The organism is Cupriavidus sp. 86D6 (assembly GCF_057815095.1).
Map to the genome: position 1 here is coordinate 81,465 of NZ_JBYPSB010000011.1, position 11,746 is coordinate 93,210.

The following is an 11,746-nucleotide window of genomic DNA, read 5'->3' on the forward strand; positions in this document are numbered from 1 at the left end:
AGGATTCTCCCGTGAGAGAGTTACAAGGCGGCGCTGGCTTGCGCGCCGAGGGCAAACAGGTCGGCATACGCGTCGCCGTCCCGAATCAGGTGATGGTGTTGGGTCAGGTCCAGTTCACCCTGCACCGGTGCATCGAGGGCAGCCAGGGCTTGCTGCAGAAGCTGCTCGGCCAGGGCCCGGATTGATGGGTAGTGCCGCACGCCATCACGCAGGGCGCGCTCACACGCCTGCTCAACGATGCGCCGCGGATAGCGCCGGGCCAGCCCTACGACACCGCGCAAACGGCGGTGTCCGATACGGCCGTCGTGCTCGAACCATTGCTGGCACAGTGCCAGCGCGGCAGGCCCGATCTGTTCGGCCTGTGCGAGGATGCTGCGGGTCTCGCGCGTGGGGTTGTACGGGCGCTCTTCGAGCGGCAGAAGGACGCTGCCGCGGCGCTGTGCACGGGGATGGGTGCGCAACAGCGTAAGCGTGGCGCGATCACGGATCTCGAGGTGATGCTCAAACAAGCGCACCAGCACTCGACTGCCGATGGGCGCCGGGCGGGCCGCGTAGCTGCTGTGGTCAATACGCACGCAGGTGGCATCGTCCACCGTGCGTTCGTACTCGGTGAAGTACGCGAAGCCGGTGGGTGGCAGCGGCAAGAGGTGGGCGCGCTCCTCCTCGAACATGGCCTGGACCTGACGGCAGGCGCTGCCGTGGATGCGCTGGGCAGCCCAGCGTGTCTCCCAGTGTTCGAGGAAGTCATTCTGTTGCTCGATCGACTCGAAGCGCCGACCCTTAAGCGCGGTGCCCTGGGTATGCTGGATCGCGCTCTCGACGCTGCCCTTGCGATTGGGATCCCGGACTCGTGCCGGGTCGGCCACCACGCCGTAATGGGCCAGTACGGCACGGTAGAGCGCATTGAGCTCGGGCTCGTACAAGTCGGGCTTGATCACACCCTCCTTGAGATTGTCCAGGACAACGTAGCGGGCAGCCCCACCAAGGTAGCGCCAGGCCTGCTCGTGCAACTGCGCCCAGGTCTGTTGGCTGGAGTTCCAGACCACGCGCCGGAAGCTGCGGCGCGAGTAGCGCAGCGTCATAACGAACAGCCGCGGGCGGCGGTACCGATCACTGCCTGGCACACGCGTAAGCGCGCCTTCGCCGTAGTCGACCTGGGCTTCCTCTCCGGGAGCGAATTCCAGTCGGTCAAATTGCTCGGGCTCGCGTTGCACAAGGCGGCCGGCGAAGCGCTTGACGCTGTTGTAGGCGCCGGTGAAGCCGAACTGATCGACCAAGTCCTGGTAGATGGCGGTGTAATTGCGCCGCAGGCGCAACTGCGCCTCGATCCACTCCCGATGCGGCTCGCAGGACGAGGGGCGATTCGCCGGTGGCCGGGGTGGAGGAATTTGCGCAACGCCCCCGGTGGCCGGGGTGGGGGAATTTGCTTCTGCCTGACGCTGTGCAAGCCGGCGGATGGTTTTGCGGTCAACGCCGGTGACGCGCTCGATCTCGCGCTGGCTCTTGCCGGTGGCCAGCAGCGTAAAGACAGTAGTTTGCAGATGTGGCTTCAAGACGTTCACCCCTCGCCCCCTGTCAATGACAAAGGGATCAAAGTTACGTCCTGCCAGCAGGATGTGCTCCTGGCGGTACCGCGAGAGGTAACTACCGCATTGCTACGCAGTCATCAGGTGGGGGAATTTGAGTGGCCAAAAGTGGGGGAGTTTGCCCGGCCAACGGGGTTCCTCGTTGTCGGAGAGAACCACCACAACTTGATAATCACAAAGCAATCCAAGATCGATAGCTTTGCGGAACGGAAGGGTGTGAAAGCGAGGGCCGAAGACGGCTTCGTTATCCATGCCGATGAAGTTGGGACTGCTCTTGCGCCGGGCGTTCATGTCCTTCGGTGTTGCCGTTGCGAACAGTCTCCGGTCGGCACGAATCCTCTTCCCATCGAGAACGATCGCGAAGGGCGAGCTGATGTCACCCGCGCAACGGTGCGCCTCGTCGCATATAGCGAGATCAAAGGTCGGTACGTCGCTCTCTGTCTGTGTTGCTGCAATCACGCAGGCGGATTGATAGGTGCAGAAGACCACACGACTTCCGTCGCCTCGCATGAAGCATTCGATGTCGCCGGAATCTGTGGTCACCGCGAACCCGCTATCGCTAAGGCTTGCGACTCCGAGGTCATCGACAGAACCACGTGAGAGAGAGGTGTCCGAACAAACGCAGAGGGCGTGGTAGTCCGCCATCGAATGGTTGCCCCGCCAGGATAACGCGTACTGCAGCAAAAGCGAGATAGATGGGAGGAATACCACCGTGAGCCTCACCTTCATCGCCTCCGCGACCCACAAAGCTGTCAGAGTCTTTCCTGTTCCGCAAGCCATGATGAGTTGACCGCGGTCGTGGGATTGAAATCCGCCGACCACGTCTTGGATCGCTTCCCGCTGATGGGCACGAGGTAGGTGTTTCATTTCTCAGCTATATTTTGTTGCAGACAGGACCAGACTAGCGGTCGCAGATTGGAGTCAAGCTCTGACGGTACGTCGACGCGAATCTTTAGCTACGCCAGGCCAGATTCGATGACAAATCTTGAAGTTGGATGCTTTTTCGCGGTGGAAAGGAGCATGACTCGTCGGGCGCGGGTGAGTGCCACGTAAAACAGTCGCCGCTCCTCTGCCTCCGGACTGCCTTCGTCGGGGATGACCGTTTCTTCGAGCCGGATGAGAGCTGTGTGATCCCATTCGAGCCCTTTGCTTGAATGGAAGGTTGTGAGCACGACGGCATCTTCAGCTGGTTCGTTGTTGCGACGACGCAGGAACTCCAATCGATCCACGAAAGTGCCGTTCAACCTGGCCAGCACATCGTAGGTCGTAGTGATCGAGCGCTTACCCTGATCCGATTTTACCCAGCGCAGCATCCACTCGCTTACCCCGTCGAGTACGAGCGCATGGAACTGGCGATCGCAAAGCGATCGCCATTCACAGATCTTCTTCGCCAGCTCCAAATACTTCTCGACGGCATCGTCACCCAGTCCCGCGTCCAAGAGATCCTTCTTCTTGATCTTTTCGCATTCCTTTGCACCGGAGAACTTGCGATACAACGTTTGGAGATCAGCGGCACCCACGCCAGCGAAGCCAAGAATCGCGTCTAAGCCGCTGGTTCTCGTTCCCTGGATCAATTCAAGTAAGTTGCCCATCAAGGCCGATTCGGGGCGATCCAGGATCGAGCGTCCTGCCGCGCGGTGGTACTTCACCCCATGTGATCGGCAAACGGCCTCGACTGGATCGAGAATGCGATTTGTACGGGCTAGGATCGCAGCAGTCTTTCCAGCACGCACTGCCGCCGCCATTGCTTCCATCGCCGAAATGGCTTCTTTGTACTCGTCGTCGTACCGTGCGAAGTCCACAGTACCGCCGGCGCCACGGTTTGATACAAGCTCCTTTACGATTCGCTCGCGGTTGTTCCGAATGACCTTGTCGGCAACAGACAAAATCTCAGAATGCGAGCGATAGTTAATCCCCAGGACAATCTGTCGGGCATCGAACTCTCTAGCGAAGGCTTCCATGCCCCTTAGCCCGAGCGCAGAACGAAAGCCGTAGATTGCCTGGTCGTCGTCGGCAACGAGAGTCGTAATGGCACCAGTTCTCGCATGCAGTGCGGTCCATAGAGCCTGATGCGGGTCCACATCCTGATATTCGTCGAGTAATAAAGCGTCGATTTTGTAGGGAGCAATTGTGCCTCGCTTCATGCCGTCTACTGCGTATCGAAGGAGGTCGTGAAAATCGACCCGGCCATTTCTCTGCAGCGCTTCTTGATAGGCGACGAACAGTTGGCCTTCCGGCGTCTCAAGCAACGGATCGCCTAGCTCAGACTTGATGCGTTCAATCGCGGCTATGGCGTCCTCGAGCTTCCATTCCGTGCTCGACTCCTGTATGACATGCGTCAGAATCGCGGTGCGCTCACCATCAGTCGCAATGTCAGGCCTCTTGCCAGCTGCCGACGAAAGTTGCTTGTAGGCCAAGGAATGGAAGGTGCCTGCGATTAGACGCCTTTTGGCAGATGGCCCCGCTAAAGCCAGTATCCGGTCGCGTAGCTCGACCGCGGCATCTTTGCTGAAGGTAACGGCACCGACGGTCATGTTCGGGTCGCTCAGCAGCAAGGCGGCCTTTGCTGCGATCGTGGCCGTCTTCCCGGCCCCGGGCACCGCAACGGCGACGCAATGGTCACGGCAATTCACCACCTCGCGCTGCGAGGGATTCAGTTTTTCGAGTGCTGCGGCGAAGGACATAGCGCTGGATCAGACTCAGCCGTTGACCGGCAAGATCGGACTTGCTCAGACCCGGTACATTCGACTGGGCGCAAGCGCTGGCATGTGGCAGCAAGTGCCATGAGTGTCCTTGAGGCATCTGCCACGCACTGCCATTGCAACTGACATGGTCCGACAGACTCTGGCCACGACTGAGCATGCGTTTAAATGAATGTGCCACTTGGTGGCATCAAGACCGGGCACGGCTGAGGGGGGCGGACTTGATGCCACTGCAATTGCACGACCACTAGATGCCGCGCACCGTCGTCATCAGTTTCAAATGGGCGGTATAGCTACGCAGGCCCAGCGGCTGGAACTTACGCAGGAAACGCGAGACCTCTTCGTTGACATCGGTTTGGTCTCGAATCCCGTTCCACACCATGAAGTCGAACTGATCCATGGTCTGATCAAACTTGACCAGAACCTGTAGCGCGCGAACGGCGAAACGCGAGTAAGCCTGAACCTCGAGTGAGAGCGAAGGGCGCTGGATCGTCGGCGCGAAGACGATATCTCCGACGGTACGCATTTCGGTTTCGCGTTGCTCGCGGTACGCCTTCGCCACGCGAAACTGTTCGTCGACGTAGTCCTCGAGTTTGGACAACTCGCGTTCCAGATACGTCTCCAGCGTGGAAAGTTCCGCGCGGGTGAATGTGCCTTGGCCGAAGCGCTGGAGATTGAGCGACATCCGGTTCATGTACGGCCACCATTGTTCGAACAGCGGGCGCAGGCGCGTGTGGTTCAACTTCAGGGCGACAGATACGACGGCAGCCCCTGCGAGTTCGCGATCGAGGATCTGCAGGCCCAGCTCACGGCGCCGGCGGATGATCGCCTGGCGCTGCTCCGGCGGTAGTTCACGAAAGAGCTTGCGCGTCCGCTCGACGTCAGCCTTGCGCTGCTCGTGATCAGCCGGCGATAGCAGGCCCTCGTTGCGCAGTGCATCGGCCGAAGCATCCATCTCGTTGAGCTCGTGCTCCACGTCACCGGTGCTGTCGATGGTGCCGAGCGTGCTAGGCGTAGTGGAAGCCGTTGCCGATGCATCCAGGATGGTCTCATCGGCAGGGATCAGGTCGGTCGTGGTCATGATTTCTCCATTTGGAAGGCCATCCACATGGCCTCGTCGTCATTGAGTGGCCGGACTATTTGCCGACATGGAACGACGCCGCAAGGCGCCAGCAAAGCAAGCCCACCAGGCAGACCACATAGGTCCACCAGTTAGCGAGCAGTGAAATCGGGAGCAGCAACGCAGACGCACCTATGCCGAAGCTAAGCATCAGGCCGTGAGCTGCGACATGAAAAGACACGGGATTGGCGAATCCGGCGCTTGCCGCGCGGATCTTTCGGCAGACCGACCCATCGTTGACGATCGCCAGGATCAGCACCGTCGCGCCGAAGAGCCAGTGATACGCGACGGCCGAGCGATACAGCGCGCGATAGAGTGTCAGCCAGAAGTGCTGCATCCAGCCGCGGCCGAACGCTGATGCGCCGCCGTCCGAGAAGGGACTCGGGGCGTCCGAACCGGCAAAGGATGCCTTCACTGCGCCGGAATCGATGAACCATTCGTGGAACCTTGCGTTCGCCGATGTCACCGCGATATCAGCCTTGCTCGGACCGAGGACGCGCTCCACCGACGCACGCTCGTCACGACTGATCTCGAACGCGGATTGGTCCTGGATGAATGGCGCTAGCGTGCAGATCATCAGCGGCGAAATGATCAGCCAAAGACGAACATGGGATGCGAAACGGCTACTGGCCATGGCTCAGATCCACCGTAATGCCAGCAGGATCGGGAAACTGGGAATCGCGACCAGCGCGGCCCAGAACACAGCGGGCTTGCTAACAGAGATCTTCACCAGCGCAAAGCAGGGCACGACGTCGGCGGCCGTGAACGCTTCCGGCGGCGTATCCGCCCAGGCGGGCGAGGTGAGCCAGTCCTGCATGCTTAGGGCCAGCGTGGGGTCCACGCTGCACAACCAGGCGGCCACGCTCGGCGGGATTCGACGAAGCCGTTGTGCGACGCGGCGGGCGTCAGTGTGCAAAGTTGCCAGCGACATCGTAGCTCTCGAAGTAGCGTGAGAAGGCGTAGCCTGTGAGGACCCTGGCGGCAAGCTGGAATGCCGCGCACCGCTGGGAGATCTCGCCGGGCACCGGTTCGTCGACAACCTGACAGACGTAGCCTGCAGTCTGCCGTTGCTCGAATGCCGGGATGGATTCGTGGAAGGGGTACCAGACGTTGTACTTTTCGCCTTTGAAAGCGGCGTACCGCTTGTTGTACAGGTCATGCGCCCGTGAGAAGAGCCCCTTCATGAACGCCACCGAGGGGTCACCATGCTTGCGCGCTGCGCGCCAGGCGGTGATGCCGTCTGTGAGCATCTCCTTGATCAGCGGCTCGTCTCGCACGCGGAAATTCACACCGACGTAATCGACCACGCGTGCACAGATCTCATCGAGGTCCGGAGACAGCGTAAAGACGGGCGAGAGCTTCGCCGACAGATTGTGTTGCTTGATAACTTCGCGGAAAAGACTGCTGCGCATGGATGGTTAGTCCTGAATAATGGGAATACGACCTTGGTAGACAGCGCCGCCGGAGATTCGCAGGAAATACTGGAGATTTGGCAGTTGCATGACCAGGTCATGCGGAATCAGCGGGACCTTTTCGAGTTGAGCCGACCGGGATACAGAGCCACTGAATTCACCCACGTGCGCTTCGGTGCCGGTACTCGTGCTGCTCGATATCACCAGGTTGCGGATCGCCGTCGTTCCGGCCTTCTCGGCAAACCATTGGGCCGTGTCGATGTCTTCCAAGCGTAAGACCATCTGGTTGTTCAGATTCCCCAAAACCTGCTGCATTTTGGCCACGTTTCCGAGTTTGGCTGTGAAATCCGAGCGCGTCTGGTAAGCAATGAACGCCTTGAAGCCCGCGCCCCGGCCCTTGTTGAGCAATTGCAGCAATTGCTCGTTGATCGCTTCGGCGGCTTCGTCGACCACCAGGACGATTTCGGGGGGCTTGGCGTAGAAGTTGTAAATGGCACCAGCCACGGACGCGATGTCTGCCAGCAACATCGACATGACGGCCTGGGCCACCATCGAATTGGAAAGGGAATCCGCGCCAACGAAGAGCACGGCCTTCTGCTTGATGACCTTGTCGATATCCCAGATTTCTCGGTCGTCGTCGAAGTCGTCCGCCTTGGGCGCGAGCATCAGACCTGTCTCGCCGGTGGCCAGCATTTGGAGAAGGGGCAGGGCGGACGCGATGATGCGGCCGTAATGATCGCGGTCGTGCTGGAACGTCGAGATCAAACCATCGATCGATTCGTGGCCCTTTCCGACGTTCGCGAAGCGGTCAATGTACAAACGCGCCATGGCGTCGAGTCGCGTGCCACCTTTCTGGCCGACCTGCTGCATGTACCCTGCGACCTCTGCATCCCAGTCGGCCATGCCGGCTTCTGGAAAGAAGCGTTGCAGCGCACGCTCGAGAAGATTGTTGATTCCGTTCTGCGCGTATTGCAGGATGGAGCGAAGGTTTGGCTTGTCGCCAACGTAAAGCTCGCCCTTGACCGAGCGATCAATGAACAGGAACGCAAACTGGCGGAACGGGCCTTCTTCCATCAGTTGCGCAATGCGGGTTGGGATTTCCGAAGGTTGCGACCAGTTCTCGAGCGGGTTCAACCGGATCGACTGTGACGGCGCCGCCTGTTTCCAATACAGGAACTTGCGACCCACGCGCTCGCACTCGCGCTTGCATCGTGCAACCCACTCGGGATCGTTCTTTGGGTCCAGAATGATCAAAACATCACTTTTGTTATGAATCACCTGGGTCGAAATGAGTTCGAATGTGCGCGTTTTGCCGGCGCCGGTGGTGCCGCTGATCGAGGTGTGACCGCCCATCGCCTTGTAGTGAAAAGGCACCGGCCGCTTCTTGGCCTCGAGCCCTGCAATCCACGGCTTGCCTTGAGGGGAGCGGTCAGGGATGCTGCCAAGTGGAGAGAACGCCTTTTCAATTGCGCGCACGGTGCCGTTGGGTAGCCATTTCGGCAGGCCGGGAATATCGGTCGATGGCATGCGCAGAATGTCGTGCGCGAGCTGGCAGTGCTTCTGGGTCCACTCGTAGCCTGTCCCGAGATACATGGCGTCCGCGTCTTTGTCGGTGGACCGAAGGCGCTGGCTCGCCTCCAGCAGGCGGTCGATCTTGACGACTGTCAACCACTTTGTGGAGATGGCGAGTCTAAACCTGAGGGCCCGCCAGACTTGCGCCGTGCGGAAAAGCAGTGCGCCCAGGCAGAGAAGGGCAAAGTAGCCGGCGTGCGGCATGCCGCTCACCAGGATCAGCAACCCCGCGAGAGCCCAGCCAACCGCCGCGCGAAATTCGAAGATTGGCCGGAAATGGTTGATGTAGTGGTTCATCATGGCGTGACGTCCGGCGCAATGAGGTTGCCGACCTCATCAACCAGCAAGATGCTCTGGCCGTCGGCCCTGTACAGGTGCTTGCCTTTGCGAAGATGCTCGACCAGGGTGTCGGAGGCGAGCCCATAGTTGCCGAGCATGCGCTTGCTGATCGCGACCTTGCCGTCTATGCGCGTAACCTTGGTCTTGCCGGCGGCCACGTCCTGGGCCAGCGCCTTGAAGAATTCCCGCATCAGATTGGACGAACCCGCCACAGCCTTGAAGGGATCGTCGCCGGATGGTCCCTTCCGAAGGGATTGCGCACCGTCAAGCTGTACGACGTTCCGCGTGCTGGAAGCGTCCAACGGGGTGGCGGTGACCGCTCCGATCTCCGCGGTGGCTTCCGCGACCGCCTGTTCCGGTTCCACTGCTCCTTCGCTCGCCAAGTGGGCGGTCATCGTCGGTACCGCTGCCGCAGCGGCCATGGGCTGAATGGCGGACGGCTGACCAGCCTTCGCCAGTACTTCGGCGTTCGGGGCTGGTGTCGGATCTGGCGCGAACTCTGCTCTGCGAGCCTTTACCTCGAATTGCGTCAAGGTATCGATCGATTGCCGTACGACCTTATGCAGCAGGGTTTCCAGGCCGGTCGGTCGCGGGTCGGGATTGATGGCACCGAAGAGGTCAGTCAGTACTTGAGAGTCGAAGGCGCTGAGTCGATCACTGCCCAGAATCTCACGCGCAAGCAGCGCGGTGCGCATCCGCTCAACAGGCTGTGCAGCGTCGCGTCTAGAAACCTTGTAACTGCTGCTTCCAAGCCATGGGCCGAAGGCGCCGTGGGCGGCAGGAACCCATTCGGCACCATCACAGTCACGATGGAACTGGAAATGCCTGCACGGCTCGTCGAGCCGCGAGCAGCACGCAGCGAGGAACAGGGCGTAGAGATACTGCGGCTCCAGCGCTCGACGCCGCTCGGACGAGAGGTCCGCACCGAACTTCTGTGCACCGGATAGCCGCATGCCAAAGTAGGCCGCTTCGATGGTCGCCCGAAAGGCGCCGCCTGGCTCTGCATGTTCTCCCGGCCGCAAGGGCATGCTCGAAAACCAGTCCGCGCATCGGGAAAGGATGCTCAGCCATTTGGCATCGAACGTCTCCGCGGACGTCTCGTTCGCGTACTGGCGGATGAGTGCAATGCGGCTCTCATGGGCAGCCAGCAATTCTGCTGGCGACAGCGGGGTATGGGTATGTGCGCTCATTTGGCCTTTGCGAGGAATTTACCGATGCCGCCCGCTGCCTTGAGACCCACTCGCATGGCGCCGCCGCCACTGATCCCACCGCCCGATCCGAAGATTGCGCCGGCGAGTTTCGGAAGCTCGAAGGCAACCAGAATCATGAAGAATGCGACGCTCATCGCGTACGTCGCGCCGGAAAGCGTAGCGGTGCCGGCGCTCTGCTGCTCGGAAAGCGTCGACACCAGCGCGCTCGAGACCAGCCGCGCCATGATGGCGGCGACGACCGAATACATCGATGCGCCAATCATGAAATCGAGCCACGAAGTAAAGTAGCGGCGGCTATAGTCAGAGAAGCCCAACGCCACGGCAATCGGGCCGATCACGATGCCAATGGCGGCCGCGATCTCTCCCAACGAAATGAAGAACGTGTAGAGCAGGGACGCGATCGCACACAGGACGAATGCTGCCATCAACATTAGTCCGGCGAAGGCGATCATCAAGACGTCAGAGATACCGCTGGCGGCTTTCATTGACTGAATGTAGGAATCAATGAAACCAGCACCGACGGCGGCGAGTGTCATCGCAGGCGTCATGGCCTGTGTCCCCGCGACCTTGTCGGCGAGATGCTTGAAGTACTCGTAGATGCCCGGCCCGAACTTGTCGTATCCGGTGTAGAGCGAAGCGAAGATGCCTAGCATTAACAGCTTCTCAAACACCTCCGTCCAGGCCGATACCGGGTCCGACGTCGCGGCGAACTGGATGCCCGCCAGCGTCAACGTGATGACTGCCAATCCGAACGCGATCTTGTCGGCATCAGGCGTAAGGCTCTTGCTCAACGTCGTAGCGCCGCCAATCAGGCCGGTGCGGAAGGACTCGAACTGGCTGAGCCAACTCTTAAGCGATTCGCCGATGGAACCGGGTTGGGAAAACAACCCCTTTGGGGCGGCCTTGTCCGGCGTTGTCTGTGCCGCTTCGGTGCCCGTTTGTGGAGCCGACGCTTGTGCGAAAACTGCCGGCGAGTGCAACAGGAAAGTCGTAAGCAACAGGACGATGAAGCGGGCGATCTGCATTTCAGTTTCGGATCAGTTCGACTGCAGCTTGCGCGAGAAGACGCGTGCGCGGAGATTCTTGAGTTCTTCATCCTGGGCGGCCGCCATCGAGCGGATCGCTTCGGCGCTCTGCGTTTCCTTGGCGACGCTCTGCTGGTCCCGGTCGGCATCGGCCTGCGCGCGCACACTCATCAGCTGCAGCAGGTCGGAGTTCTGGCTGGCAAGCACATCGAGCATCTGGTTGGTGGTCTGCGCCGCTGCCTGTGCCGTGGGCGACAGCTTGATTTGCGACTGGATCTTCTGCCGACGCTTGGCCACCGACTGCGTGTTCTTGAAAATCTGCTCGCCCAGAGTGAATAGTGCCTTCGCCGTCTTGTCGCCGTTGGTCAGTAGGGCCCGCTGATCCTCGAACCACTGTTCCTTGGTCTTGCCGGAGGAAACCACCATGCTCTGAATCTTCTTCAGGTAGTCGGCGTTGTCGGACACAGTCCCATACAGATCCTTGAGCGTCGTCCCGTAGATCTCGTACTTGCCGATCTCGTCCTTGATGCTGTTGAACTGCTCCATGATGGCTTCGGCGTCGAGCCCCGTCGCTTGCAGTAGCTGATTGGCCATCATCTGGTACTGGTAGACGATGTTGGTGTTCTCGTACACCTCGGACTTGATCGACTGCAAGGCCGAGATCGTCGTCTGCACAAGTCCCACCCAGTCGGTAACGGGCAGTGCGGCGTGAGCCGGGGCAGCGCCGAGAACGGACGCGGCGACGGCGATGTTGGCGATCCACTTTTTCATTTCTGGGT

At 60.2% G+C, this 11,746-nt stretch carries 11 protein-coding genes; all 11 read right to left on the bottom strand.

Annotated elements, in window-relative coordinates; all coding sequences use genetic code 11:
• Positions 1 to 20 precede the first annotated feature (20 nt).
• Positions 21 to 1,562: an IS21 family transposase gene (gene istA, locus AC3G88_RS21450; RefSeq protein WP_488893888.1), complete on the bottom strand. Its 1,542-nt coding sequence runs from the start codon at positions 1,560 to 1,562 to the stop codon at positions 21 to 23.
• A 93-nt stretch (positions 1,563 to 1,655) separates the two neighbouring features.
• The gene (locus AC3G88_RS21455; protein WP_488893889.1) at positions 1,656 to 2,453 is read right to left on the bottom strand and encodes a DEAD/DEAH box helicase family protein; all 798 of its coding nucleotides are present in this window, start codon (positions 2,451 to 2,453) and stop codon (positions 1,656 to 1,658) included.
• An 89-nt stretch (positions 2,454 to 2,542) separates the two neighbouring features.
• Positions 2,543 to 4,270 (bottom strand): ATP-dependent helicase, encoded by a 1,728-nt coding sequence (locus tag AC3G88_RS21460; protein ID WP_488893890.1) that lies wholly within the window; start codon positions 4,268 to 4,270, stop codon positions 2,543 to 2,545.
• A 265-nt stretch (positions 4,271 to 4,535) separates the two neighbouring features.
• A complete protein-coding gene (locus AC3G88_RS21465; protein WP_488893891.1) occupies positions 4,536 to 5,369 on the bottom strand; it encodes an ATPase in 834 nt (277 codons plus the stop codon).
• A gap of 55 nt (positions 5,370 to 5,424) precedes the next feature.
• On the bottom strand, positions 5,425 to 6,042 hold the full coding sequence (locus AC3G88_RS21470) for an IncC plasmid conjugative DNA transfer DtrJ family protein (protein WP_488893892.1): 618 nt from the start codon (positions 6,040 to 6,042) through the stop codon (positions 5,425 to 5,427).
• A gap of 3 nt (positions 6,043 to 6,045) precedes the next feature.
• Positions 6,046 to 6,339 (bottom strand): hypothetical protein, encoded by a 294-nt coding sequence (locus AC3G88_RS21475; RefSeq protein ID WP_231906831.1) that lies wholly within the window; start codon positions 6,337 to 6,339, stop codon positions 6,046 to 6,048.
• Positions 6,314 to 6,820, bottom strand: a complete 507-nt coding sequence (locus AC3G88_RS21480; RefSeq protein WP_066733057.1) for a hypothetical protein — start codon at positions 6,818 to 6,820, stop codon at positions 6,314 to 6,316. The genes AC3G88_RS21475 and AC3G88_RS21480 overlap by 26 nt, the downstream gene beginning before the upstream one ends.
• A gap of 6 nt (positions 6,821 to 6,826) precedes the next feature.
• Entirely contained in the window at positions 6,827 to 8,689 is a 1,863-nt protein-coding gene (gene traD, locus AC3G88_RS21485; protein ID WP_488893972.1) for a conjugative transfer system coupling protein TraD, read from the bottom strand.
• A complete protein-coding gene (locus AC3G88_RS21490) occupies positions 8,689 to 9,921 on the bottom strand; it encodes a TraI domain-containing protein (RefSeq protein ID WP_488893893.1) in 1,233 nt (410 codons plus the stop codon). The genes traD and AC3G88_RS21490 overlap by 1 nt, the downstream gene beginning before the upstream one ends.
• Positions 9,918 to 10,967, bottom strand: coding sequence for a type IV secretion system protein (locus tag AC3G88_RS21495; RefSeq protein WP_488893894.1), 1,050 nt, complete (start codon positions 10,965 to 10,967; stop codon positions 9,918 to 9,920). The genes AC3G88_RS21490 and AC3G88_RS21495 overlap by 4 nt, the downstream gene beginning before the upstream one ends.
• A gap of 12 nt (positions 10,968 to 10,979) precedes the next feature.
• Entirely contained in the window at positions 10,980 to 11,738 is a 759-nt protein-coding gene (locus tag AC3G88_RS21500; RefSeq protein ID WP_066733051.1) for a TrbJ/VirB5 family protein, read from the bottom strand.
• Positions 11,739 to 11,746: the final 8 nt, after the last annotated feature.

Bases quoted from the DNA above. Each gene is read 5' to 3' on its own strand.
- AC3G88_RS21475 (WP_231906831.1), bottom strand. From the start codon at position 6,339: ATGTCGCTGGCAACTTTGCACACTGACGCCCGCCGCGTCGCACAACGG.
- AC3G88_RS21495 (WP_488893894.1), bottom strand. From the start codon at position 10,967: ATGCAGATCGCCCGCTTCATCGTCCTGTTGCTTACGACTTTCCTGTTG.
- traD (WP_488893972.1), bottom strand. From the start codon at position 8,689: ATGAACCACTACATCAACCATTTCCGGCCAATCTTCGAATTTCGCGCG.
- AC3G88_RS21460 (WP_488893890.1), bottom strand. From the start codon at position 4,270: ATGTCCTTCGCCGCAGCACTCGAAAAACTGAATCCCTCGCAGCGCGAG.
- AC3G88_RS21455 (WP_488893889.1), bottom strand. From the start codon at position 2,453: ATGAAACACCTACCTCGTGCCCATCAGCGGGAAGCGATCCAAGACGTG.
- AC3G88_RS21490 (WP_488893893.1), bottom strand. From the start codon at position 9,921: ATGAGCGCACATACCCATACCCCGCTGTCGCCAGCAGAATTGCTGGCT.
- AC3G88_RS21465 (WP_488893891.1), bottom strand. From the start codon at position 5,369: ATGACCACGACCGACCTGATCCCTGCCGATGAGACCATCCTGGATGCA.
- AC3G88_RS21480 (WP_066733057.1), bottom strand. From the start codon at position 6,820: ATGCGCAGCAGTCTTTTCCGCGAAGTTATCAAGCAACACAATCTGTCG.
- AC3G88_RS21500 (WP_066733051.1), bottom strand. From the start codon at position 11,738: ATGAAAAAGTGGATCGCCAACATCGCCGTCGCCGCGTCCGTTCTCGGC.
- AC3G88_RS21470 (WP_488893892.1), bottom strand. From the start codon at position 6,042: ATGGCCAGTAGCCGTTTCGCATCCCATGTTCGTCTTTGGCTGATCATT.